Origin of the sequence: Gordonia mangrovi (genome assembly GCF_024734075.1) — a bacterium.
Taxonomy (GTDB): domain Bacteria; phylum Actinomycetota; class Actinomycetes; order Mycobacteriales; family Mycobacteriaceae; genus Gordonia; species Gordonia mangrovi.
This window is the reverse complement of sequence record NZ_CP102850.1, coordinates 3,045,211-3,069,575: the sequence shown is the minus strand read 5'-3', so window position 1 is coordinate 3,069,575 and position 24,365 is coordinate 3,045,211. Positions and strand designations below refer to the sequence as shown.

Sequence of the window (24,365 nt, the reverse complement as noted above, 5' to 3'; positions counted from 1 at the left end):
CCGGTTGATGCTAGCGGCGGCCGAGTGTGACCCGGCCGAGGACCCCGAGCACAACGACTCCGACGCCGACTGCCCCGACGATCAACGCCAGGTCCTGCAGGTCGGTGGCGGCGCTGTCGATGATCACCGCGGACACCTCGCGGCCGCCTTCTTCGGCGGCCTCGACCTCATCCTTGGCGCGATCGGCGAAGAACAGGGCCACCGCCCAGGCGAACACCGCCGAGGCCACCACACCCACTCCGAGCCAGGCCAGCACTGTCGATCGGCGTCGGGCGATGACCAGGGCGAGGACACCCGCGGCCACCGCCACCAGCAGCGACGCATAGGCCATCGCGGTGATCTGTTGGCCGACCTCGTGATAGCGGCCGGCTTCCAGTCCGGCACCGCCGCTACCGGTCAGCGGCACCAGGATCGGGCCGGAGACGCGGGCGTCCACGCCGGTCTGCGCGATCACCCGGTTGACCATATCCGTGATATCGAGCTGCATGGTCGTGGTGTCCGACCCGGCCGACGGTTCGTCGAACAACCATGCGTGCTGTTGGGAGACGACGTCGACGAAGTCGGCCTCGAACGCGTCGCTGTGCGTGTACGCGCGGGCCGCCGGTTCCACCACCGGGGCCGTCAACGCGATGCCGGTCTCCTCGGCGACACCGTCGGCGATCTGTCCTGCCAGATAGTCCTGGACCTGCTCGTTCTGGGCCATCGGTGTGATGTTTGCGACGAAGCCGTCGGAGTCGACCAGACGCTCCTTGACCCACAGCGACGGGAAGGCGAGAACGATCGCCGCCATCGCGATCAGGGTCAGCAGCCCACTGAGGAAAGTCCGCACGCCCACGAGGCTACCGACGCCGACGACGTGCTACGGCAGCGGCTACTCCCCGACCAGGTCGCTGGCGCGTCCGACGAGCAACGGGTCTGGGACGCCGACGAGTTCGGCGTTCTTGCCCTCGTACTCGAACAGGCTCAACACGTGACGCATGGCGTTGATGCGGGCCCGCTTCTTGTCGTTGCTCTTCACCACCGTCCACGGTGCGTGGTCGGTGTCGGTGTTCGCGAACATCGCCTCTTTCGCGCTCGTGTACGCATCCCATTTGTCGAGCGACGCGAGGTCCATCGGCGAGAGCTTCCACTGCCGCACCGGGTCGATTTGCCGGATCGCGAAGCGGGTGCGCTGCTCGAGCGGGGTCACCGAGAACCAGAACTTCACCAGGTTGATGCCGTCGTCGACGAGCATCCGCTCGAACGCGGGCACCTGATGCATGAACTGGGTGTATTGCTCCTGGGTGCAGAACCCCATCACACGTTCGACGCCGGCACGGTTGTACCAGGAGCGGTCGAAGAACACCATCTCCCCGGCCGCCGGCAGGTGCTGCACATACCGCTGGAAGTACCACTCGGTGGCCTCACGCTCGCTCGGCTTCTCCAGCGCAATGGTGCGCGCGCCGCGCGGGTTGAGGTGTTCGTTGAACCGTTTGATGGTGCCACCCTTGCCGGCGGCGTCGCGTCCCTCGAACACCAGCAGATGCCGCTGCCCGGTCTGCTTGGACCATTTCTGCAGCTTCAGCAGTTCGATCTGCAGCCGACGCTTGGTCACCTCGTACTCGCGGCGACTCATCCGTTCGTCGTACGGGTAGTCCTGTCGCCAGGTGTCGACCACGTTGCGTTCCGGCAGCGTCAGCAGGACGGGGTCATCGTCATCGTCGTCGTTGACCGTGAACTGCCTCGTGTCGCGCAGATCGACAAGACGCTGTAGCGCTTCGCGCCCGTTCATCACGCTGAAGTCCGGGCCGGGCTCGGCCGAGGTGCTCAGTACGGGATCGTGTGTCTCGGTCACCTCTCAACGATATGCGCACAGGCCGAACGTCGCGTAGCGACGAAGTGAACGGGCCCGGTTCTGGTCAGCGCACCGCGCCCAGGCACTCAGTTGTAGAGGTTGATCGTTCCGGAGCGCAGGCAGGCCTTGCCGGTGGTGCTGTCGACTGCGGTCGCGAAACCGCCCTGGCAGATGGCGCCGTCGGGTCCGGCGATCGCCTGACCACCCCAGCCGCCGACGGCCACCGTGACACCACCCTGCCGCGCCTGCGCGACCGAGAACGCCTTCGGGCCGGTGGTCACCGAGTATGCGGTGCCGCCGGTCGAAGCGCCCGCCAGCGCCGTCGAACCCGGCTGCAGATTGCGAGCGGTCGAGCTGCCGCCCGTGTCGGCGACGGCGACCGCGGTGCCCGCATTGCTGGAATCCTCGGCGAAGGCGGTGCTGCCGGTACCCGCCTTGGCGCCGCAACCGCCCTGTCCGACGATGCGCTCGATCTGGTGACCGTCGGATGCCGAACACGTCGTCGCCTGGGCGGTTCCCCCACCGAGCGCAGCCATCGCCGCCAGCACGCCACCACCGAGCACAGCGACCGCGGCACGAGCCCCAAGTTTGTTGATACGCATTAGCATTCGACTCCTCGATCACCCCGAACGCACCAACCCGGCGCGTGGAGTCAGCCTACCCATTGGTCTGCGCAGGCCGCTCTCGGGGTCGGCTCGACGATCACCTGCGCACCAACGTTTCCCGATCAGCCACCGTGGCGGCGCTCGGCCTCTGCGGTCAGCCCCTTGCGTGCGGTGTCAACGGCCATCTTCTGGGCGCGTTTGACGATCATGCCCGGCAGTTTGATCTTCAGCTCGACGTCGAGGATGAACTCGATGTGCGAGCCCGACTCGGTCTCTGTCACGGTGTAGACGCCGTGCTGTTCGCTGAGCTGATTCGCCTCGATCAGATCCCACGTGCAGGTGAATTCGGTCCAGCTGTATTGGAGCCTCTGTTCGTCGGAGATACCCGCCGCCGTCACGACGACCCGCACCTCGTGCGGCGCGCCATCGTCATGCTCGGTGAGGATCTCGGCTTCCCGGTGCGGGCCCGACCAGTCGGGCAGCGACGCTATGTCCATCAGCACCTCCATCACGACGGACGGGGGCGCGGCGACATCGAATTCGGTTTTCGCAGAGACAGCCATGGCACAGAACCTACCCTCCGGCATCGGCGCGAGAAGTCGAACCCGGCGCTCGGCCGATTCCGGTCAGGTTTCGCGGTCCACGAGATTGAGCGGCCACGCCTCGTCGGGGATGTCGCGCAGAGTGCACGCCTGGTCGGTGGCGGTGAACCAGCCGCGGAAATGCAGGATCTCACCGATGACCGGGTTGCGGACCGTCGCGTCACACCGGAACCGCTGGCGTGACTCGTCCCAGCCCTCGATGTACTTCATCTGCGTGGCGAACATGCCCTTCATCCCGATCTTCGGGCCCCGCCCGAGCCAGCGCATCGGCCCGCTCTCCAGGAGCAGCTCACCCGACCGGGTGACGGACGGTTCGATCGGATAGAGAAGTTCGGGGCCGTCCCCGAAGTAGTCGACGAGTCCACCGCGCCCGGAGACGAGCAGCGAGTTCAGGTTGCGCGTGCCGTTGGTGTACTGGAATGCCCGCAGCACGGCGAGACACTCCCGTCCCAACTCGTCGATATAGCAGTAGTGGCCTTGGGTGAACGGCACCATCCGGCTGCTCTTGGGCGGCAGAGCGTTGCGTTTGGCGTAGTGCCAGAAGAACGGCGGCGGCAGCGCCGAGGTGACGTACACCGATTCGTAGATGCCGGTGGCGATCTGCGCCACCCCCGACGTGGAGTCGATGCTGTAGCGCCACGCCACGTTGGGGTGCAGGCGATCGAAGTCCGAACCCAGGATCTGCCGGTATACCGGCGCCATGACGTCAACCTCCCCGAATGACCCCGGGTGCCGCCGCCTCTCCAAAGGGACGACACCGTCGTGCTTTGGGGAAAGAACCTACGCGATGACAGTGGTCCCGGTCACGTCGGGCCGCGCGATCAGGCTGCGGCGGAGTCGCACAGCCGGGCCAATTCGTCGATCACCCGGTCCAGCGGTTCGACGCTGCGCTGCGTCTGGCAGAGCCCGACCGCACCTTCGATGGCGGCGATGATCAACTGCGCCAGGGAATCCGCGCGTTCGACCTCGACTCCCTCGTGGATCAGGCGCGCGGAGATCAGTCGGGTCCACCGGCCGAAGATCTGCTCGGCCTCGTCGGCGACCTCGGGCTCCGATCGCCGCGCCAGTCCCCCGGCCAGCACCGGACAGCCGAACTCGAAGTCGGTGTTCACCAGCATCCGCCGCCAGATGTCGCCGATCGCGGTGACGGCCGCGGCCGGTGTCGCCGACCGCTCACGACTGATCCGGTGGGAGATGAAATCACCGGCATGACGCACGGCTTCGGTCATCAGCTCGGTCTTGCCGCCGGGAAAGTGATGATAGATCGATCCGCGCGGTGCCGAACTGGCCGCGATCACGTCCCCGATCGACGTCGCAGCGACACCGTCTCGGCCGATCAGGTCCGCGGCGTGCACCACCATCCGTTCGCGCGGACCCCGCCCGTCCGACGCATCGGCTGTCACCGGCGTGGGGTCGGTTGCCATCGACGTTCACACCCTTCGGATATGTAGACCTTCATAATCGGCCGCTTCTATGCAACCATACATAATCATGACGACCACTTCGCATTCTTCGCCGGACGCCGCAACCGGCACCGATCCACTTTCGATGTCGGGACTCGACCTGCTTCGGGCCTGGCACTCCGACCCCGAGCGCGACGCTCGGCCCAGCATCGGGCGCCTGCTCGGCATGACCCCGAAGCAGATCGACGAAGGCTTGGTGACCTTCGCGGTGACCCCGCAACCCGATTTCGCCAATCCGCTCGGCACGGTGCACGGCGGCATCTGCGCCACCCTGCTCGATTCGGTGATGGGCTGCGCCGTGCACACCACGCTGCCCGCGGGCGTCGGCTATACGACACTGGAACTGAAGATCAACTACATCCGGGCGGTGGCGACCGACGCGGGCGAACTGACCGCAACCGGCGCCGTGATCCACGCCGGCGGGCGCACCGCGACCGCCGAGGGCAAGGTGTTCTCTCACGACGGCAAACTCGTGGCCCACGGCACCACCACGTGCATCGTGTTCCGCTGAGCGGACCTCAGTCGGCGTCGAGGTAGCGATCGCGAAGTGCGTGTTGCGCGGCGGCGTCGAGACCGAGACCGTCAGCGAAGTAGTCCTCGATGGTGCCGAACCGGTCGGCGAGTTCGGTGAACGCGGCATCGAGGTAGGCGGCCTGAACGCCGAGCAACGGGCGCAGCAGGTCGGGATCGCCGCCGGCCGCGGCGAAGCCGTCGAAGACATGCGCCACCGCGGGCAGGAACATGTCATTGGTGAGCAGGTAGTCCTCGTAGACCGCGTCGCGGCTCACGCCGAGCAGAGACAGGAAGGCCGCCGCCGCCCACCCCGTCCGGTCCTTGCCGGCGGTGCAATGGAACAGCGCAGGCCCGTCGTCGGCAAGGAGTCCGGTGAACAGTCCGCGATAGGACCGCAGTGCGCTCGGCAGGTTGACCAGTTCGCGGTAGGCACCGAGCATCCGCTCGATCCCACTGCCGTCGGCGAGCCGCTCGTTGGCCAGGGCCACGGTCTCGGGATCGGAGAGCACCTTGTCCAGGTTGGCCGGGGCGCTCACCGACTCGGCGTCGGCGAGGACGTCGAGGTGGACACCGACGGCGCCGTCGAGCACGGGATCGGGCTCCTCGTCGGTCTCAGCCAGCGAACGCAGGTCGTAGACGGCCCGCAGCCCGAGTCCGTCGAGATACGCACGGTCGGTGTCGGAGGCCTCATGGAGGGCGGCGGATCGGTAGATACGGCCGGTGATGACACGTCTGCCGTCCACTGTCTCTCGGCCGCCGAGGTCGCGGAAGTTCGCGACGGTGGTGAGGTCGACGGCATCGACGCTACGTTCGCGCATGAGTACATGGTGGCAGACCCGCACAGGCGGCGATGTGTCGCGACCCACACGCCACCCCCGAGATTTATACCCCCAGGGGTATGTAAGGTGAGGAGGTATCTCATCACGTCCAGACCGAGGAGTCACCATGTGCCATCAGGCGACCTGCCGTAAGTGCGGCAAGGCCACTTGGCGCGGCTGCGGCCGCCACGTCGACCAGGTGATGCGGGGCGTACCGAAGTCGCAGCGCTGTGCCGGCCACGAAGGCGAGCCGGGCCTTTTTGCACGTCTGTTCGGCGGTCGCTGACGCCCGAGTCCGGATCCATCGGACACGCCGAAGGCCGGCCATCCAGGTGGGATGACCGGCCTTCGAACAGGTGCGTCGGATGAACGCGGGTTCTGATCAGATCAGAAGCCCATGCCACCCATCTCGTCGCCGCCCGGCATGGCCGGGGCCGGGTTCTTCTCCGGCTTGTCGGCGACGACGGCCTCGGTGGTGAGGAACAGGGCCGCGATCGAGGCTGCGTTCTGCAGCGCCGAGCGGGTGACCTTCACCGGGTCGTTGATGCCGGCGGCGAGCAGGTCCTCGTATGCGCCGGTGGCGGCGTTGAGGCCGGTGCCCTTCGGCGAGTTGAGGATCTTGTCGGCGACGACGCCGGGCTCGAGGCCCGCGTTGATCGCGATCTGCTTGGCCGGAGCCGACAGCGCAACCTTGACGATGTTGGCGCCGGTGGCCTCGTCACCCTCGAGCGAGATGCCGTCGATGGCAGCCTCGGACTGCAGCAGGGCCACGCCACCGCCGGCGACGATGCCCTCTTCCACGGCAGCCTTCGCGTTGCGGACGGCGTCCTCGATGCGGTGCTTGCGCTCCTTGAGCTCGACCTCGGTGGCCGCGCCCGCCTTGATGACCGCAACACCGCCGGCCAGCTTGGCCAGACGCTCCTGCAGCTTCTCACGGTCGTAGTCGGAGTCGCTGTTCTCGATCTCGCTTCGGATCTGCGCCACGCGACCGGCGATCGCGTCGGCATCGCCCGACCCGTCGACGATGGTGGTCTCGTCCTTGGTCACGACGACCTTGCGAGCGGTACCGAGCAGCTCGATGCCGGCGCTCTCCAGCGAGAGACCGACCTCTTCGCTGATGACCTCGCCACCGGTGAGGATGGCGATGTCGGCCAGCATGGCCTTGCGACGGTCACCGAAGCCCGGAGCCTTGACGGCGACGGACTTGAAGGTGCCACGGATCTTGTTCACGACCAGGGTCGACAGGGCTTCGCCCTCGACGTCCTCGGCGATGATCAGCAGCGGCTTGCCGGCCTGGATGACCTTCTCCAGCAGCGGCAGCAGGTCCTTGACGGTCGAGACCTTGCCCGAGACGAGCAGGATGTACGGATCCTCGAGGACCGCTTCCTGACGATCGGCGTCGGTCACGAAGTAGCCCGAGATGTAGCCCTTGTCGAAGCGCATGCCCTCGGTGAGCTCGAGCTGCAGGCCGAAGGTCTGAGCCTCCTCGACCGTGATGACGCCTTCCTTGCCGACCTTGTCCATGGCCTCGGCGATGAGCTCGCCGATGGACGGGTCGCCGGCCGAGATGCCCGCGGTGGCAGCGATCTGCTCCTTGGTCTCGACCTCCTTGGCGCTCTTGAGCAGCGACTCGGTGACGGCCTCGGTGGCCTTCTCGATGCCGCGCTTCAGACCCATCGGGTTGGCGCCGGCAGCGACGTTGCGCAGGCCCTCACGGACGAGAGCCTGGGCGAGAACGGTGGCGGTGGTGGTGCCGTCGCCGGCGACGTCGTCGGTCTTCTTGGCGACTTCCTTGACGAGCTCGGCGCCGATCTTCTCGTAGGGATCCTCGAGCTCGATCTCCTTGGCGATGGACACACCGTCGTTGGTGATGGTGGGGGCGCCCCACTTCTTCTCCAGGACGACGTTGCGGCCCTTGGGGCCCAACGTCACCTTGACTGCGTCGGCGAGGCTGTTGAGGCCACGCTCGAGACCGCGGCGGGCCTCTTCGTCGAACGCGATTTGCTTGGCCATGGGTAAGTGATCCTCCGATAGGGGGTGACACCAGGTATCTATGGCCGGACTCGGTGCCCGCGACGGACGACCGGTGTGTCATTCGGAACCGATCTCACCGTCCCGACCTGGCACTCACTGCTTGCGAGTGCCAAAGACCGTTTTAGCACTCGGGCAGGGCGAGTGCAAGGCCGGCGAAGCGCCCCCGAGATGCCGCCTGACCTTCGGGACAACCGCGCAGTCGACATGACGCCGCGCACGTCGCGACATGCGCGCGAACGCGACGGGTGCGCGGGACCGGGCGGGCACTACTCACTTCCGCAACAACCGGACGAGCACACCGGCGGCGTGAGCCTTAGCCGCGCGCTCGGCTTCGTCGGCGTCACCGGCCTCCAGCGCGGCGACGATCCGGCGATGCTCGGCCACGGCCAGCCGCCTGTTCACGTCGTGACTCCACATGTCGGAGCGGTAGAGGTGCGTTTGGGTGTCGAGCCGGAACAACGCATCACACAGGGGTTTGTTGCCCGAGTGCCCGCGGACCGCGGTGTGGAAATCGAGGTCCAGGTCTGCGTCGCGCCGGTGATCGGCGGCGGTCTGCAGGTAGGCCTCCTGCTCGCGCACCCGCTCCCACAGCTCACCCAGGTCGGCGAGCGTGACCCGTGTGGTGGCCTCCCGGGCGGCGAGTCCGTCGAGCACCTCGCGCACCTGGAAGACGTGCCGCAGCATGTCGTCGTCGAGGTGGGCGACCTTCGCACCCGCCCGCGGCGTGTAGACCGCCAGGCCGTCGACCACGAGTTGCTGAACCGCCTCCCGCACAGGACTGCGGGACACCTCGAGCCGGGCGGCGAGACCCGGCACCGACAGCGACGTGCCCGGCTCCAACGCGCCGGAGAAGATCTCGTCGCGCAGTCGGCGCAACACCGCCTGGGTCAACAGCGCGCCGTCGGACCCGGCCGATCGCGTCGACGGGAGGCTGTCCGAAATGCTCATGATCCATCCATGATGACGGCGTCGGCCCTCATCGTGCAGCCATCACACGCTGGGCTTCGCGGTCGGCGAACTCGGGAGCCACTCCCGTCTTCATCCCGGCGAGCTTGGCGTCGATGTTCTCGGCGACGGTGATCGGCGGATAGCCGGGTCGCTCGGCGCTCGCGCAGCCGGGCAATGTCTCGATCACCGCGTCATGGTTGCCGTCGAAGAAGAAGGCCGCCGACCGGCGACGGATGATCCGGCCGTCGACCACCGGCGGGTCCACCCGATGCACCGTGGAGCGCCATCGGTCGTTGGTCCACCGCGCCATCGCGTCGCCGAGGTTCACCAGTAGGGCACCGTCGGCGGGTTGGACGTCGTGCCAGACGCCGTCCACGTCGAGGACCTGGAGGCCGGGCACCTGGTCGGCCCACAGCACGGTCAGGATGCCGAAGTCGGTGTGCGCTCCCATCCCGGTGAGTTCGCCGGCGAGCTCGATCTCGCCCTCGGGCAGGGTGTAGTTGTTCATCTTCAACGCGTCGATCGAATGGTCGGTCAGATCGTCGAAATAGGCCGTCGGCAAATCGAGGGCGTCGGTGCACGCGGTCAGCAGCACGCGCGACACCCCACGGGCGGCGGCGAACCAGGCCTCGACGGCCGTGCGGAAACCAGGGGCGGCGACCGGCCACGTGTTGCGGGCATAGCTCGTCTCGGGCAGGTCGAGGCCGGCGAACCAGCCTCGTTCGGAGCCCACTGTGAAGGCCTCGTAGAAGTCGTTCATCTGATTCGCCGCGGCCACCCCGAGGCTCATACTCAGCGATTCGCTCTTGGGCGGGCTGTAGCCGCGGTTCTCGCCTGGCCGGGTGTAGCGCTTCTTGACGTCGAGCGGTAGAGCATAGAACTCGTCGAGGGCGGCAATGAGTCCGTCGATCGTGGCCGCGGGGATACCGTGGCCCACGACCTGCACGAAGCCGACCGTGCTGCAGGCCGCATCGAGCTCGCGGGCGACTCGAGCGCGGTCGGCGGCTGATCCATGCGGGTCGACGTAGCTGGAGATATCGATGACGGGGACGTTGAACATGGTGTTCTCCTTGGTTGATGGCTGGATGAGGGTCTGATCTCGACTTCGACAAGCTCAGCCCGGCGGATACGTCACCTCGCTGCGCTCGTCGCCTACTCGATCAGCGCTCGCCTCGGCTGGTCGAGTAGCCCGGAGCGATAGCGGAGGGCGTATCGAGACCTCACCGGCGACGATTCACGAACGCGTTGAGCACGCTGAAGATCCCGAACACGGCGATACCGAACAACGAGGCGAGCACGATGGCGGCGATGAGATCGTCGGATTGCAGTCGGGCCCGGTAGATGTCGAGGAGGGTGCCGATGCCGGGTTCTCCCTTGGCGAAGAACATGTCGCCGATGATGGCGCCGACCACCACGAGGCCCGAGGCGGTGCGGAAACCGGTCATCATCGACGGGAGCGCCGACGGGAACTCGAGTTTGACGAGCCGCTGAGCGGTGGACGCCTTCGACAGCGTGAACAGTTCGTGCGACCCCCGGTCGACCGATACCAGGCCGAAGTGGGTATTGGCGATGATCGGGAAGATCGCGATGATCACGCAGACGATGGTGCGTGCCACCATGCCGTAGCCGAACCACAAACCGATCAGCGGCACGATCGCCAATACCGGGATCACCTGCAGTACAACAGCCCACGGATAGATGGCCCGCTCGAGCAACGACCCGCGGCTCATCACCACACCGATGGCGACGCCGACAAGGGCGGCGAAGGCGAATCCCACGATACTGACCTTGGCGGTGACCCACAGCGCGTCGAGCATCGGTCCGACGTGATCGGGGTCGAGTAGTGAATTGGTGAGCACATCGTGCGGCGGCGGAAGCAGAAACCGTCGCGTCGGACTCAGGATCAGGTACGAGACGCAGTACCAGAGACCGATGCCGACGGCCAACGAGATCAAGGGCGGAAGGCCGTACCGCACAAACGAATTGGCGAATCGTCGGCCACGACTCGACGGCGGTCCGCCGATCGGTGCGTGAGTGCTGTCGGCCGGCGTCGGATCGCTGGACCGCGTAGCCGATGTCGACGCGGCGGATGGTGTGGTGATGGACGCGGTGGTGGTGGTCATCGTGCACCTCGCAGGGTTTCGGAGATGTCCGCGACGTGTTCGGTGAACCGGTTGTCGTAGCGAAGATCTGGGTCTCGCGGGTAGGGGAAGTCGATGCGGATGTCGGCGACGATCCGGCCCGGGCGCGCCGACATCACGATCACCCGGTTGGCGAGGAAGACGGCCTCCGACACCGAATGGGTGATGAACATGGCCGTGAACCCGCGATCGGCGTACAACCGCTGCAGTTCGGCCTGCATGTCCAGGCGGGTCATCTCGTCGAGGGCGCCGAAGGGTTCGTCGAGCAACATCACCTGCGGCTCGGAGGTGAGGGTGCGCGCCAGCGAGGCACGCATCTTCATGCCGCCCGACAACATGCGCGGGCGCTGCCCCTCGAACCCGCTCAAACCGACCGCATCGATGGCGCGTTGAGCGCGGACGCGACGCTCCGCCTTGGGCAGGCGCGCGATCTCGGCGCAGAGCTCGACGTTGGCCCGCACCGATCGCCAGGGCAGCAGGGTGGGCTCCTGGAAGATGAAGCCCACCGAGTCGGTGGCGAGTGCGACGCTGCCGTCGGTCGGCTGCTCGAGGCCGGCCGCCATTCGCAACAGGGTCGACTTGCCACATCCGGACGGTCCGACGACCGCCACGAAGTCCCCGTCGGCGACGTCGACGTCGACGCCGTCGAGGGCCCGGGTGCCCGACCCGAACTGTTTGGTGACGCCGGCCGCCGAGATCACGATGCCCTTGGTGAGATGACGCGCGTCAGCATCATTCATGGTGTCGAAGAGGTTCATACACGCTTCCCATGGTCCGAAGTACATGTAGATGGTCGCCCATCTGCTTATGCACATAGTGCTCTACATGTATTTCTTTTCCGTGTCCGTACGTAAACACTGCATGACATCGACGCAGACATGACCGACTTCCACCTGCGGATTTTCGGGAATTGAGCTGCGCAGACCAGCGTGTCCGGGCCATTACAACGCTTCCGACCGCTACATGCAGTCGACTGGCGCAACCGGTCTTCAGGTCCTAGCTTTACATGTAGATCGCATACCGCGACTTTCTGGCATCAGTCCTCAGGAGTTCTCATGACCCCTCGTTCCCCATTCGCCACCCGCACAGTTCGGGCGGTGACGCTGGCGACCGCCGCCATCTGCGCCACCGCACTCGCGGGATGCGGCAGCGATTCCGACACCGAGACCGCCGCGGCGTCGAGCCTGCAGCCGGCTCCCGCCGAGTACGACCTCAGCACTGTCTGCCCGGAGAACGTCGTCGTGCAGCTGCAATGGCAGCCGCAGTCGGACATGGCCGGCGTGATCGGCCTGCTCGGACCGGGGTACAGCATCGACACCGACACCAAGTCGGTGACCGGCCCCCTGGTGTTCGACGGCGGGGACACCGGCGTGGACATCACCCTGCGCGCCGGCGGGCCCGCGATCGGCTTCCAGTCGGTTCCGTCGGCGATGTACGCCGACGATTCGATCGACCTGGGGCTCGTGCACGGTGATCAGCTGATCGCCGCCGCCACCGACCAGCGGGTCGTCGGCGTGACGCCACTGTTGCAGTACAACCCGTCGATCCTGATGTGGGATCCGCAGACGCATCCCGATCAGACCACCATCGCCGACATCGGCAAGACCGACGAGACCGTGGTGGTCAGCAAGGATCAGATCTTTCCGCAATGGCTGGTCGCCAAGGGTCTGCTGAAGGAGAGCCAGCTCGACACCAGCTATGACGGTGCGCCGGCCCGCTTCGTCGGCGATCCGACCATCGCCCAGCAGGGCTTCGCGAATTCCGAGCCCTACACCTACGAGCACGAGACCCCGTCGTGGAACAAACCCATCGCCTACGCGATGGTCAAGGACGCCGGCTACGACGTCTACGCCTCGAACGTCTCGGTGCGCGCGGACCGGCTGGAGGAGATGTCGCCGTGCCTGGAGAAGCTCGTGCCGATGATCCAGCAGACCGGCAAGGACTACGTGGGCTCGCCGGAGGCCATCAACGCGACGATCGTCGATTGGGTGTCCGCCGACGTCGGGTTCACGCCGTACTCCGAGGGCGAGGCCGCCTACTCCGCCGAACTGTTGAAAGACAAGGCCGTCATCGCACCCGGCACCGACGGCGTATGGGGTAGCTACGACATGGCCAAGGCGCAGTCGAACATCGACGACCTGACCCCGATCCTCAACGGCGGGGGCGCCGGACTGCCGACACAGTTGCCCGCCGACCAGCTGTTCACCGCGGAGTTCATCAGCGATCAGGTGCGCTGACCGGATCGGCGCCGGAGCCGGCGCCCCGCGGGAATAGAAGTTGAGCCTCATACGCTCAACTAAGTGCCAAACGTGCTGCTCCTGCAGCCAACCGAGATGGAGGTTCCTATCATGGCACTGCCCGCACGACGTGCATCCGACATCGCATTCTGGAGCCCGTTCCGGGTCTTCGACGACGCCCGCAACCGTGAGCTGGCCGAGTTCGGATCCCGGTTCAACGAACTCGTCGACGCCGCCTTCGGTGGTGTCGAACCCGCCCGCGGGTGGACTCCCGCAGTGACCATCGAGGAGACCGACGAGGCCTACGTCCTCGAGGCCGAACTCCCCGGCATCAAACGCGAGGACATCCACGTGGAACTCGACGGTGGCGTCGTCCACCTGCACGGGGAGACGACCGAGGTCGAGCGCACGGGCGAGGTGCGTCATCAGACGCGCCGGACCGGCACGTTCGACTACCGGGTGTCCCTGCCGGTCGAAGTGGACGCCGACCAGGTCTCCGCCGGGCTCACCGACGGAGTTCTCCGCCTGCACCTCGCGAAGGCGACTCCGACCAAGCCGCGCTCGATCGAGATCTCGGAGACCTGAGCGCATCCGCCCACGCCGACGGCCACCCGCTGCATGCGGGTGGCCGTCGGCGTCTGGTTCTCGACCCGATGCCCGGTCGTCATTCATGACATCGACGTCCTGTATGTCGGTCTCGGCCCAAGGGCGATAGGGTCGGCCGCGTGGAGTTCTTGCTGATCATCATCGTGGCCTTGCTGCTGATCATCGCGGTGGTCGTGGTGTTCAACTTCCTGGGCAGCCGCCAGGCACGACGGTCTGAGTCCGAGGCCCTCAAGCAGCGTGCCTACGGCCCCAGGGACCCGTTCTCGACGGCGGACGACGACGCGGTCCGCGGCAACCCGCGGCATCTCAAGCCCGGGGATCTGGTGGAACTGCGCGGTGAGACGTTCGCGGTGCGCGGCACACTGCGGCTGTCGCAGAGCGGCTTCGAGTGGACCGAGAATTTTCTCGACACCGGCACCGGCCGCAAGGCCTGGATCTCCGTGGAAGACGATCCGGACCTCGAGGTGGTCCTGTGGCACGAACTGAGCGGGGTCACCCTCACACCAGGGCCGGACGCCGTCGAGCTCGACGGGCGGCGCTACCACTCCGATGAGGCCGGTTCGGCCGACTTCTTCTCCACCGGCACCACCGGGCTGAACGACCGCGGATCGATGCGGTACCACGACTACGAAGCCGGTGACGAGCGGTTGTCCTTCGAGGACTTCGGTTCCGGCTGGGAATGCGCGCGCGGCGAGGTCATCGCGCGCAGTGAATACCGCATCTACCCCACCGACCCGACGCCCGGCACGTGACCACGGCCGGACTCACGAGCGGCCAGGTGCTGCTCGACGTGCCCTACGTCGACACGAGCGCAGCCCAGTTGGCCTTCTCGCTCACCGCCGGCCCGCGGGAACCGCTGGCACGCTGCGATCATCGCTTCGGCACCCGCACGATCTCGGTCCGACTGCTCGGTGCGAGCCACCAGATCATCGTCGACGACGGCGGCCACCGGATCTGCGAGACGGTCGCCTGCCTGCCCGGGCTCGACACACCGCTTCCCGGCACCGTCGACGACGGCCGCTATTCGTTCACCTCATCGGTGCAGGATTGCGGTCCCGACCGGATGGCCGTGGTGGTCGACGACCTCCGGCATCGGACGTCCGACCACCGGGCCCGAGGCCTGCCGGCGCTGTTCGGCCGGTTTCCCGGGCAGCCACTGGCAGTGACCGCGGCGATCGCCACCACCCACGGCGACACCATCGCATGGCAGACCTGGCACACGTATCCGCAGTCGACCGAGATCGTCACGACGACCGGCGAACTGCGATCCGCTGGGGGCGACCGATGACCTACCACCCGCCGCCCGGCGGACCACCTCCCAGTGGACCGCCACCACCACCCGGTGGGCCACCACCAGGTGGGTTCCGCACGACCCCGGGGTTCGGCGACGACCCTCGCCGCGGCCTGCATTTCACCCGCAACATCCTCATCGCGGTGATCATCCTGATCGCGGTCTTCGCGATCGTCGGGATGTGCTCGGTGAAGGCCATCAGCGGTCTGACCGGCGACAATGCCAGCGTTCGCAACTACATCACCGCGAACTACCAACGCGACCCCGCACTCGATGAGGGCAACGTGGATGCCTATGTCGCACAAGGCACGCCGTCGACGGTGGCATCCGAGTTGAGTGGCGTCGAGCAGCCCACCGATCAGCGCGCCGGTGACGCGACCAACGCCGCCAACGTCGCCGGCACCGAGTTCTTGCAGTATCCCGACTACGTCGTCGGGTTGTTCCCGCTGGCGGCAGGTACCACCAAGGTCATGCTCAGTCGTGACTACCGATCCGGGTACAACCACTTTCTGCCGTACGTCGGCGGTTTCTGGGTTCCGACACCGAACTTCGGTGGGTCGGGCAGCAGCTACCGCGGTGGCGGCTCGGGAGGCGGAGGCAAGTGAACCCCGGGGCGACCACCGCTCCACCATCGATCCCCCATCCGACGCGCATCACCACCTGAACCGGAGGACACGTGCTCACCGACATCGTCCGAAATGGCTACGCCGCTGCCGCCTATGGCGCGACCGGCATGATCCTCATGCTGCTGTCGTTTGCCGTGATCGACGCCCTCACCCCCGGCAACCTGCGACACCTGCTCTGGGCCGACCGCAACCGCAACGCCGGAATACTGGTCGGCTCCAACGCCTTCGCGGTCGCCATCATCGTCGCGGCAGCCATCGTGGCCAGCGAGGGCAGGCTGGTGGAGGGCCTCACCTACACCGTGGTGTACACCATCATCGGCGTCGCCATCATGACGATCACGTTCTTCATCATCGACCTGTTCACACCCGGCAAGCTCGGCGAGCTCGTCGTTCACCCCGAAAGCCATCCGGCGGTGTGGGTCCACGGTGTCGTGCACATCGGGATCGCGCTGATCGTCGCCGTCTCCATCCTGTAGTCACCTCCGTTCGAGCATGACCACCACCGATGACTCCACGCTGACCGACCCGGCGGCCGGTGACGATCCGGGGCATCGGCCGGGCCGGTGGTCTCGCGCAGCCCTGCTCACCGTCGTCTTCGTCTGCGCGGCGTGTGGTCTGGTCTACGAACTCGCGTTGGTGTCGCTGGGTTCGTTCCTGATCGGCAACACCGCCACGCAGGCGTCGATCGTGTTGGCGGTGATGGTGTTCGCGATGGGTGTCGGATCGCTGGCCGCCAAACCCCTGCAATCACGACCGATCGTCACGTTCGCGGCGATCGAGCTCGCGCTCGCATTGCTCGGCGGGTTGTCGGTGATGGGGTTGTACGCGGCGTTCGCGTACCTGTCGCTCTACACACCCGCCCTGGTGGTGGTCGCGTTCGTGTTGGGTCTGCTGATCGGCGCCGAGATCCCCCTGTTGATGGTGTTGCTGCAGCGCATCCGCCGCCAGGATGCCGGCAGTGCGGTCGCCGACATGTTCGCCGTCGACTACATCGGCGCGCTCGTCGGTGGCCTGTGCTTCCCATTTCTGCTGCTACCGCTGTTCGGTCAGCTCGAGGGCGCCCTGGTGGTCGGGTTGGTGAATGCGGCCGCCGGGTCGTTTCTCGTGTTCGTCGTCTTCCGCCGCGACCTCTCCCGGCCGGCACGTGCCGTGCTCGGCATCGCCGCGGTCTCCGTCATCGCCGCATTGGTCGCCGGCATGGTGTGGGCGGACCGGTTCGAGGTGACCGCACGGCAGGCGATGTTCCGCGACCCGATCGTGGCCGCCGAGCGAACTCCCTATCAGGACATCGTGATCACCGAGCGTCGCACCCCGCTGGGTCCCGATACCCGGCTCTACCTCAACGGTGATCTGCAGTTCTCGTCCATCGACGAATACCGCTACCACGAGTCGCTGGTGCATCCGGCGATGGCGGGTCCCCACGACCGAGTTCTGATCCTCGGGGGCGGCGACGGCCTGGGATTGCGCGAGGTCCTCCGCTATCCCGGCACCTCGGCGACGCTGGTGGAACTGGACCCGGAGATGATCCGGCTCGGCCGGGAGGACGAGCGGTTGACCCGGCTGAACCAGGGGTCGCTGGACGATTCGCGCAGCACCGTCGTCACCGCCGACGCGTTCTCCTGGCTGCGGCAGAACCGTGGGGCGTTCGACGTCATCATCGTCGACATGCCCGATCCCGACGACTCGGCAACGGCCAAGCTGTATTCCACCGAGTTCTACGCGCTCGCGGCACGCCACCTCGCCGACGGCGGGCGGATGGTGGTGCAGGCCGGATCGCCGTACTTCGCACCGAAGTCGTTCTGGTGCATCGAGTCAACGCTCCGCGACGCCGGCCTGGCGAGCAGGCCGTATCACGCGGATGTGCCGTCGTTCGGGGACTGGGGCTTCTTCCTCACCGGTCGCGGCGGTCCGCCAACGCTCCGGCTGGACGCACCCGGGCCGATGCGCTTCCTCAGTGACGACGAACTCGCTGCCGCCGCAGTATTTCCGGCGGACCGCCCGCGGCTCGACCTGCCGCCGTCAACCCTGATGGATCCGCGCATCCTGCGGTACGCACAGGGCGAATGGTCGGTGTACTGACGCAGTCCGCGCTTGGCTGCTGCGGAAACGGACGCACGACGGGTCCGAACCCATCCCCAACCACGCAGGAAGATGGGATCGTGGACCCCATGTCCGGACTGCTGGTGGCGGTACTCGTCGTGGTCGGCGCGCTCTCCGTCGCCGCCGGGGTAGTGCTCGTGCGCACCCGCCGGGTGGTCTCCACCCCCACCGAGCGGGCGGTCCATTTCGCATTGCAGACGGCATCGCGGGCGGCCCGCTCACTACGCGGTGGACTGTCGCCGGAATCCGCACGCGCCGCGGTACCGCATCTACGGGCGCTGACCGCCGCCGACGCCGTGGCGCTCTACGACGCACCCGGATCGCTGCTGGCCCGCGAACCCGACGACGACGCCGTCTGGACCGGGGAGATGACGACGGCCACGGCAGAGGTGGCCAGGACGGCCCACGACGATCAACGGCGGGTGCTGGTGAGCGATCCCTGCGGTTCCGAGTCACCGGTCCGGGCCCTGATCGCGCAACCGCTCGTCGGCGACGACACCAGCCTCGGCGTGCTGGTGGTCGCCACCCACCATCGGCCGGGCCCCGGCATGCTGGGTGCGGTCGGCGAGGTCGCCCGCTACGTGTCGAGCCAGATCGAGTTGGCCGAACTCGAGGCCTCACGCGCACGTCTCGATCGTGCCGAGGTGCTCGCGCTGCGCGCCCAGATCAGTCCGCACTTCATTTACAACGCGCTCAACACCATCGCGTCGTTCGTCCGCACCGACCCCGATCGTGCTCGCGAGCTGATCCTGGATTTCGCCGACTTCACCCGCTACTCGTTTCGCGCGGCAGGTGAATACACCCTGCTGGCAGACGAATTGCGCAACATCGACCGCTACCTCACGCTGGAACGGGCCCGCTTCGGCCCATCGCTCGACGTCAAGCTGCAGGTGTCGCCCGAAGTCCTCAACGTGGTGGTGCCGTTTCTGGCATTGCAGCCGCTCGTGGAGAACGCGGTGCGCCACGGGTTGGCCGGCAAAGGCGGCGGAACCATCACCATCACCGCAGCCGACGAGGGCAGCGACTGCGTGATCACCATCGAGGACGACGGGGTCGGGATGGACCCGGAACTGTTGCGCTCCGGCGACATCGACGCCCTGGACCCGGCCGGCGATCCGGCACAGCGCAGCGAGTCCGACGGAGCACATGTCGGACTGACCAATGTCGATCATCGGCTGCGAGCAGCGTTCGGCAACGACTACGGTCTAGTGGTCGAAACAGGCATCGGCGCGGGCACGCGGGTCGGTATGCGCGTCCCGAAATTCCGTGCCGGTATCCGCGCCTGAGGAGTCTCGGGCCGTCGAAGGAGGTGGGTCGATGCCGCTGAGCGTGCTCGCGGTCGACGACGAACCGCCGGCCCTCGACGAACTCGCGTACCTCCTCGGCCGGCAACCCGACGTCGACGCGGTGTTCACCGCCGGCGACGCCACCCATGCACTGCGCGAACTCTCCGAACACCGGATCGACGCGATCTTCCTCGACATCAACATGCCGGGACTCAGCGGCCTCGAACTGGCCGGTGTCCTCACCAGATATGCCGAGCCGCCGCGGGTGGTGTTCGTGACCGCCCACGACGACAAGGCGGTTGACGCCTTCGATGTGGGCGCGGTGGACTACCTGCTCAAACCGCTGCGCGAGGAACGCCTCACCCAGGCCATCGCCCGCGTCGTGGCCGCCGGCGACACCGCGCAACAGTCGCCGGAACCACTCCCCCGGCCGACCGGCGGCGACGAGGTCATCCCCGTCGAACTCTCCGGCGTCACCTCGCTGGTGCGGCGCGACAGCATCTCCTGGGTCGAGGCAGTCGGCGACTACGCCCGCCTGCACTCCGACTCCGGCGCGCATCTGGTGCGGGTTCCGCTGTCCACGTTGGCCGCCCGCTGGGCCGACCACGGCTTCCATCGCGTGCACCGCTCCTATCTGGTGGCGCTGCCGATGGTCACCGGCCTGCGCGCGAAGGGGTCGTCGACGGTGGTGTGCGTGCGTGCCAACGGGGCATCCGGGGCCGTCGAGCTACCGGTGAGCCGCCGGCAGTTGCGTGAACTGAAAGACCTGCTGATCCGCGACCCGATGCGTCAGATCCGAGCCGACACCGACCCCCGCGCGCAGCCATGACCGATCACCCACCCCGGCGCGAACGCGTCGTTCTCGCACAACGCCGCGGCGCCCGGATGATGCGCACGCGGGTCGAGGTCCAGGAACAGACCGACGTCGGCGACGCCCTGGTTCGCGGACTGATGCGGGCACAGCTGGGCCTCGCGTTGCGGCTCGCAGCCGCGGTCGTCGTCCTCATCGTCGCGATCCCGTTGGTCGGGACCGCATTCCCGGGGCTGACCACCGTGGAGATCGGCGGTATCCGACTGAACTGGCTGGTGCTGGTGTTCGCCCTGTACCCGCTGCTGTACGCCGCCGGACGAATCTATGTGCACTTCGCCGAGCAGGCCGAACGAGATTTCCTGCGCGTCGTCGACGACGAGAGCTGATCCGGCGTGAGCACCGACGTCGACGCCCTGACCGCGACCGCGCTCGCGCTCGCCGCTTTTGCGACGGTCGCCGTCGGCGCGTACGGCGGTCGACTCTCGCGCACCACCTCGGATTTCCTGGTGGCCTCGCGCAGCGTCGGCCCACGCTGGAACGCCGCGGCCATCTCCGGCGAATATCTCTCCGCCGCATCCTTTCTGGGAGTAGCCGGACTCGTCGCCAAGTACGGCGCAGACGCGCTGTGGTATCCGGTCGGATTCACCGCCGGCTATCTGGGGCTGCTGCTGTTCGTGGCGGCACCGCTGCGACGGTCCGGCGCCTACACCGTCCCCGACTTCGCCGAGTTCCGGCTCGACTCCCGCGCCGCACGGTTGACCGCGATGACCGTCGTCGTGGTGGTCTGCATCCTCTACCTGATCCCGCAGCTGCAAGGTGCCGGCCTGACGCTGAACATCCTGCTGGGCGCACCGGTGTGGACCGGGGCCGTCGCGGTGGGTGCCATCGTCATCGTCAACGTGGTGGGTGGCGGGATGCGCTCGATCACCTTTGTGCAGGCATTCCAGTACTGGCTCAAACTCACCGCGATCGCCGTGCCCGCGCTGGTACTGCTGACGGTGTATCTCACCGACCGTGCCGCGCTGGGCGATCCGGTCCCGCCGCGGGTCGACCAGGCCACCACCGTGAACGTGACCACCCCGGTCACGATGACGGTGCCCGAAACCGCCGGGCTGAGCATCACCGGCACCCTCGACGGGAACATTGTTGAGAACGCCCCGTTCCCGGCCACGGGTGAGCATGACGTCGGCGCCGGCAGCGTCATCCACCTGGAGGCCGGGACGGCGACTCCGGTGGTCGACGGCGCCCCCACCACCGGAGAGGGCTGGATCGCCTCGGGCGGCGGACTGGGCGGTCGGCAGCCACTGTTCGAGGTGTTGTCGCTGATCATCGCAACTTTCCTGGGAACCATGGGACTGCCCCATGTGCTGGTGCGGTTCTACACCAACCCGGACGGACGGTCGTCACGGCGCACCGCATTGGTGGTGATCGCCCTGTTGTCGCTGTTCTATCTGTTCCCGACGGTGCTCGGCGTGCTGGCCCGACTGTATGTGCCGCAGTTGCTGATCACCGGCACCTCCGATGCGGCCGTGCTGTTGCTGCCCGCCGCGGCGGTCGGCGGGCTCGCCGGCCAGATCCTGGCCGCATTGGTGGCGGCCGGGGCCATCGCGGCGTTTCTCGCGACGTCGTCGGGTCTACTGGTCAGCGTGGCCGGCGCATTGTCGACCGATGTGCTGCGGGGGCGGGTGCGCGACTTCCGGATCGCGGCCCTCATCGGCGGGGTGATCCCGATCGGGCTGTCGCTGGCGGCGTCGTCGCTCGAGCTGTCACGCACCGTCGGCCTGGTGTTCGCCGTCGCCGCCTCGACGCTGTGTCCGCTGCTGGTGCTGGGGATCTGGTGGCGCGGGCTGACCGCCCCGGGAGCGGTCGCCGGACTGATCGTCGGCGGGGTGAGTTCGGGGGCGGCGACCAGCCTCGCGATCGCCGGGGTCGTCGACAACGACATGTTGGGCGGCTGGGCCGCCGAGATCATCGGGTATCCGGCCGCGGTGACCGTGCCGCTGGCGTTCGCCACCATGGTCCTCGTCAGCCTGGCCACGCGCCGGCACCTGCCCCAGGATCTGTCTCGCACCTTTGCCCGGATGCACGTTCCGGAGCGCCTCGGCATGGGGATCGAGCGGCTCCCGAGCGAGTAGGTGGCGCCGGTGGTGCAACCGCGCACGCGCCGTGACACCGCGCAGGTCGCGACGTGCGCGTCGGCGTGGTGGTTGCGCGGTTGCGGCCGACCTCCACCCAACCGTTCATCGGCCGTCATCGACCGCCCATCGCACAGTCGCTCGACTTCAACGTGTGACCCGTGCCACGCCATTCTGTTGTGACCTGCACCTCAATACGCTTGCCAATCGAGAGTCATCACAGACATTTTCAGGAGGTAGGCGTGTCCACGATCGAACAGCCGCCCGGCGCGGCATCGCACTCGCCGACAGGCGAAGAATGGCTGGAGGTACAAGCCAGCCCGCAGTTCCAGGACCTCAAGCAGCGGTTGCGGCGGTTCGTCTTCCCGCTGACCGCGTTCTTCCTGGTCTGGTACGCGGTGTACGTACTGCTCGGAGCGTTCGCCACCGACTTCATGGCCACCAAGGTGTGGGGCGATATCAACCTCGGACTGATCCTCGGACTGCTGCAGTTCGTGTCGACCTTCGTGATCACCGGTCTGTACGTACGTTTCGCCAACCGTGACCTCGACCCGCGGGCCACCGCGATCCGCGAGCAGATGGAAGAGGGGGTCAACGCATGAGCACCACGCAGACCACCGTGCTGGCGGCATCCGTCGGCAACCCTGTCGCCAACATCTCGATCTTCGTCGCGTTCGTCGCGGTCACCATGTACGTGGTGATCCGGGCGAGCAAGAACAACAAGTCGGCCGCCGACTTCTTCACCGGCGGCCGCGGCTTCTCCGGGCCGCAGAACGGCGTCGCGATCGCCGGCGACTACCTGTCGGCAGCCAGCTTCCTCGGCATCGCCGGTGCGATTGCCGTGTACGGCTACGACGGCTTCCTCTACTCCATCGGCTTCCTGGTCGCCTGGTTGGTCGCGCTGTTGTTGGTTGCCGAACTACTTCGCAACACCGGCAAGTTCACCATGGCCGACGTGCTGAGCTTCCGCCTCAAGCAACGTCCGGTCCGTCTGGCCGCAGCGATCTCCACCCTGATGGTGTCGCTGTTCTACCTGCTCGCCCAGATGGCCGGTGCCGGTGGTCTGGTCGCGCTGCTGCTCGACATCGAGAGCCGCGTCGGGCAGTCGATCGTCATCGCCATCGTCGGTGCCCTGATGATCGTCTACGTGCTCATCGGCGGCATGAAGGGCACCACTTGGGTGCAGATCATCAAGGCCATCCTGCTGATCGCGGGTGCCGCGATCATGACCTTCATCGTGCTGGCCAAATTCGGCTTCAACATGTCGAGCATCCTCGGCTCCGCCCAGGACGCCATCTCCGGGTCCGCGGACGAGAAGGTCGCCGCCCGTGATGTTCTCGCGCCAGGCGCCCGGTACGGCGGGTCGCTGACCTCGCAGATCAACTTCATCTCGCTGGCCATCGCGCTGGTCCTCGGCACCGCCGGACTTCCCCACGTGCTCATGCGGTTCTATACGGTCCCGACGGCGCGGGAGGCTCGTAAGTCCGTGGTCTGGGCGATCTCGCTCATCGGCGCGTTCTACCTGTTCACCCTGGTCCTGGGCTACGGCGCGGCCGCCCTGGTGGGTCCGGACAAGATCCTCGACGCCGCCGGCGGACAGAACGCGGCCGCACCGCTGCTCGCCTTCGAACTCGGTGGTGTGGTGCTGCTCGGCATCATCTCCGCGGTGGCCTTCGCAACCATCCTCGCCGTCGTCGCCGGGCTGGCGATCACCGCCTCGGCCTCGTTCGCCCACGACATCTACGGCAGCGTCATAAAGCGTGGGCGGGCCAGCGAGGACGACCAGGTGCGGGTGTCGCGCTACACGGTCGTGGTGCTCGGTGTCATGGGCATCATCCTCGGCATTCTCGCCAACGGACAGAACATCGCCTTCCTGGTGGCGCTGGCCTTTGCCATCGCGGCCGCGGCCAACCTGCCGACGATCGTCTACTCGCTGTACTGGAAGCGGTTCAACACCCGCGGCGCGCTGTGGAGCATCTACGGCGGACTCGGCACGACGATCGTGCTGATCATCTTCTCCCCGGCCGTGTCCGGCTCGGAGACCGCGATGATCCCCGGCGCCGACTTCGCCTGGTTCCCGCTGTCCAACCCGGGCATCATCTCGATCCCGGTCGGCTTCATCCTCGGCATCGTCGGCTCGCTGACCACGCCGAAGGACACCGGCATCCCGGAACGCAACGCCGAGATGGAGGTCCGCTCGCTGACCGGTGTGGGCGCGGAGAAGGCAGTCGCGCACTAGGTTTCCCGCCACGTCGCTCACCATTGCGGTCCCGCTCCCTCGATCGAGGGAGCGGGACCGTAGTCGTGGAGCGACC

Annotated in this window: 27 protein-coding genes; 15 read left to right on the top strand and 12 right to left on the bottom strand. The window is 67.1% G+C overall.

Annotated features, from left to right (window positions below; translation table 11 throughout):
* Nucleotides 1-10: 10 nt before the first annotated feature.
* The 6 genes from NWF22_RS13875 to NWF22_RS13850 all read right to left on the bottom strand — a co-directional run bounded on the left by NWF22_RS13875 (nt 11) and on the right by NWF22_RS13850 (nt 4,465).
* Nucleotides 11-829 (bottom strand): hypothetical protein, encoded by an 819-nt coding sequence (locus NWF22_RS13875; RefSeq protein WP_160904105.1) that lies wholly within the window; start codon nt 827-829, stop codon nt 11-13.
* A 42-nt stretch (nt 830-871) separates the two neighbouring features.
* The gene (gene ppk2, locus NWF22_RS13870; RefSeq protein ID WP_160904104.1) at nt 872-1,834 is read right to left on the bottom strand and encodes a polyphosphate kinase 2; all 963 of its coding nucleotides are present in this window, start codon (nt 1,832-1,834) and stop codon (nt 872-874) included.
* An 86-nt stretch (nt 1,835-1,920) separates the two neighbouring features.
* Nucleotides 1,921-2,436: a DUF6764 family protein gene (locus NWF22_RS13865; RefSeq protein WP_160904103.1), complete on the bottom strand. Its 516-nt coding sequence runs from the start codon at nt 2,434-2,436 to the stop codon at nt 1,921-1,923.
* Nucleotides 2,437-2,561: 125 nt separating this feature from the next.
* The gene (locus NWF22_RS13860; RefSeq protein ID WP_160904102.1) at nt 2,562-3,002 is read right to left on the bottom strand and encodes an SRPBCC family protein; all 441 of its coding nucleotides are present in this window, start codon (nt 3,000-3,002) and stop codon (nt 2,562-2,564) included.
* Between the two features lie 63 nt (nt 3,003-3,065).
* Nucleotides 3,066-3,743, bottom strand: a complete 678-nt coding sequence (locus tag NWF22_RS13855) for a DUF4166 domain-containing protein (protein ID WP_160904101.1) — start codon at nt 3,741-3,743, stop codon at nt 3,066-3,068.
* 119 nt (nt 3,744-3,862) lie between these two features.
* Entirely contained in the window at nt 3,863-4,465 is a 603-nt protein-coding gene (locus NWF22_RS13850) for a TetR/AcrR family transcriptional regulator (RefSeq protein WP_160904100.1), read from the bottom strand.
* Between the two features lie 49 nt (nt 4,466-4,514).
* On the opposite strand from NWF22_RS13850, the gene NWF22_RS13845 reads away from it, so the two are divergent.
* Nucleotides 4,515-5,015, top strand: a complete 501-nt coding sequence (locus NWF22_RS13845) for a PaaI family thioesterase (protein ID WP_202399022.1) — start codon at nt 4,515-4,517, stop codon at nt 5,013-5,015.
* A 7-nt stretch (nt 5,016-5,022) separates the two neighbouring features.
* On the opposite strand, the gene NWF22_RS13840 is transcribed toward NWF22_RS13845, so the two are convergent.
* Nucleotides 5,023-5,835 (bottom strand): tyrosine-protein phosphatase, encoded by an 813-nt coding sequence (locus NWF22_RS13840; protein ID WP_160904098.1) that lies wholly within the window; start codon nt 5,833-5,835, stop codon nt 5,023-5,025.
* A 127-nt stretch (nt 5,836-5,962) separates the two neighbouring features.
* On the opposite strand from NWF22_RS13840, the gene NWF22_RS24625 reads away from it, so the two are divergent.
* On the top strand, nt 5,963-6,121 hold the full coding sequence (locus tag NWF22_RS24625) for a DUF8730 family Cys-rich protein (protein WP_507237295.1): 159 nt from the start codon (nt 5,963-5,965) through the stop codon (nt 6,119-6,121).
* Nucleotides 6,122-6,222: 101 nt separating this feature from the next.
* Here the strand turns inward: NWF22_RS24625 and groL are convergent, their stop codons facing one another.
* The 5 genes from groL to NWF22_RS13815 all read right to left on the bottom strand — a co-directional run bounded on the left by groL (nt 6,223) and on the right by NWF22_RS13815 (nt 11,716).
* A complete protein-coding gene (groL, locus tag NWF22_RS13835) occupies nt 6,223-7,848 on the bottom strand; it encodes a chaperonin GroEL (protein WP_160904097.1) in 1,626 nt (541 codons plus the stop codon).
* A gap of 291 nt (nt 7,849-8,139) precedes the next feature.
* A complete protein-coding gene (locus NWF22_RS13830) occupies nt 8,140-8,817 on the bottom strand; it encodes a GntR family transcriptional regulator (RefSeq protein ID WP_160904096.1) in 678 nt (225 codons plus the stop codon).
* 28 nt (nt 8,818-8,845) lie between these two features.
* On the bottom strand, nt 8,846-9,877 hold the full coding sequence (locus NWF22_RS13825) for an isopenicillin N synthase family dioxygenase (RefSeq protein WP_160904095.1): 1,032 nt from the start codon (nt 9,875-9,877) through the stop codon (nt 8,846-8,848).
* Between the two features lie 160 nt (nt 9,878-10,037).
* Complete coding sequence (locus NWF22_RS13820; protein ID WP_160904094.1) at nt 10,038-10,940, bottom strand: ABC transporter permease; 903 nt, start codon at nt 10,938-10,940, stop codon at nt 10,038-10,040.
* On the bottom strand, nt 10,937-11,716 hold the full coding sequence (locus tag NWF22_RS13815; protein WP_160904093.1) for an ABC transporter ATP-binding protein: 780 nt from the start codon (nt 11,714-11,716) through the stop codon (nt 10,937-10,939). Before NWF22_RS13815 ends, NWF22_RS13820 begins: the two co-directional genes overlap by 4 nt.
* A gap of 297 nt (nt 11,717-12,013) precedes the next feature.
* Between NWF22_RS13815 and NWF22_RS13810 the strand changes: the two genes are divergently transcribed.
* The 13 genes from NWF22_RS13810 (at nt 12,014) to NWF22_RS13750 (ending at nt 24,289) form a co-directional block, all read left to right on the top strand.
* Nucleotides 12,014-13,195, top strand: coding sequence for a nitrate ABC transporter substrate-binding protein (locus NWF22_RS13810; protein WP_160904092.1), 1,182 nt, complete (start codon nt 12,014-12,016; stop codon nt 13,193-13,195).
* Nucleotides 13,196-13,306: 111 nt separating this feature from the next.
* Nucleotides 13,307-13,780, top strand: a complete 474-nt coding sequence (locus NWF22_RS13805; protein ID WP_160904091.1) for an Hsp20/alpha crystallin family protein — start codon at nt 13,307-13,309, stop codon at nt 13,778-13,780.
* A 140-nt stretch (nt 13,781-13,920) separates the two neighbouring features.
* Nucleotides 13,921-14,553, top strand: coding sequence for a DUF4178 domain-containing protein (locus NWF22_RS13800; protein ID WP_160904090.1), 633 nt, complete (start codon nt 13,921-13,923; stop codon nt 14,551-14,553).
* Nucleotides 14,550-15,089: a DUF2617 family protein gene (locus NWF22_RS13795; protein ID WP_160904089.1), complete on the top strand. Its 540-nt coding sequence runs from the start codon at nt 14,550-14,552 to the stop codon at nt 15,087-15,089. The genes NWF22_RS13800 and NWF22_RS13795 overlap by 4 nt, the downstream gene beginning before the upstream one ends.
* Nucleotides 15,086-15,697: a DUF4247 domain-containing protein gene (locus tag NWF22_RS13790; protein ID WP_160904088.1), complete on the top strand. Its 612-nt coding sequence runs from the start codon at nt 15,086-15,088 to the stop codon at nt 15,695-15,697. Before NWF22_RS13795 ends, NWF22_RS13790 begins: the two co-directional genes overlap by 4 nt.
* Before the next feature lie 71 nt (nt 15,698-15,768).
* A complete protein-coding gene (locus NWF22_RS13785; RefSeq protein WP_160904087.1) occupies nt 15,769-16,194 on the top strand; it encodes a DUF350 domain-containing protein in 426 nt (141 codons plus the stop codon).
* Between the two features lie 16 nt (nt 16,195-16,210).
* Nucleotides 16,211-17,797 carry a polyamine aminopropyltransferase gene (locus NWF22_RS13780; protein ID WP_160904086.1) on the top strand — a complete coding sequence of 529 codons (1,587 nt, stop codon included), beginning with the start codon at nt 16,211-16,213 and terminating at the stop codon, nt 17,795-17,797.
* Between the two features lie 89 nt (nt 17,798-17,886).
* Nucleotides 17,887-19,104, top strand: a complete 1,218-nt coding sequence (locus tag NWF22_RS13775) for a histidine kinase (RefSeq protein WP_160904195.1) — start codon at nt 17,887-17,889, stop codon at nt 19,102-19,104.
* A gap of 31 nt (nt 19,105-19,135) precedes the next feature.
* The gene (locus NWF22_RS13770) at nt 19,136-19,933 is read left to right on the top strand and encodes a LytR/AlgR family response regulator transcription factor (protein ID WP_160904085.1); all 798 of its coding nucleotides are present in this window, start codon (nt 19,136-19,138) and stop codon (nt 19,931-19,933) included.
* Nucleotides 19,930-20,301 carry a hypothetical protein gene (locus NWF22_RS13765; protein ID WP_160904084.1) on the top strand — a complete coding sequence of 124 codons (372 nt, stop codon included), beginning with the start codon at nt 19,930-19,932 and terminating at the stop codon, nt 20,299-20,301. Before NWF22_RS13770 ends, NWF22_RS13765 begins: the two co-directional genes overlap by 4 nt.
* A gap of 6 nt (nt 20,302-20,307) precedes the next feature.
* Nucleotides 20,308-22,050, top strand: coding sequence for a sodium/solute symporter (locus tag NWF22_RS13760; protein WP_160904083.1), 1,743 nt, complete (start codon nt 20,308-20,310; stop codon nt 22,048-22,050).
* 242 nt (nt 22,051-22,292) lie between these two features.
* Nucleotides 22,293-22,652 carry a DUF485 domain-containing protein gene (locus NWF22_RS13755; RefSeq protein WP_160904082.1) on the top strand — a complete coding sequence of 120 codons (360 nt, stop codon included), beginning with the start codon at nt 22,293-22,295 and terminating at the stop codon, nt 22,650-22,652.
* Nucleotides 22,649-24,289 carry a monocarboxylic acid transporter gene (locus NWF22_RS13750; protein WP_160904081.1) on the top strand — a complete coding sequence of 547 codons (1,641 nt, stop codon included), beginning with the start codon at nt 22,649-22,651 and terminating at the stop codon, nt 24,287-24,289. Before NWF22_RS13755 ends, NWF22_RS13750 begins: the two co-directional genes overlap by 4 nt.
* The last annotated feature ends 76 nt before the right edge of the window (nt 24,290-24,365 follow it).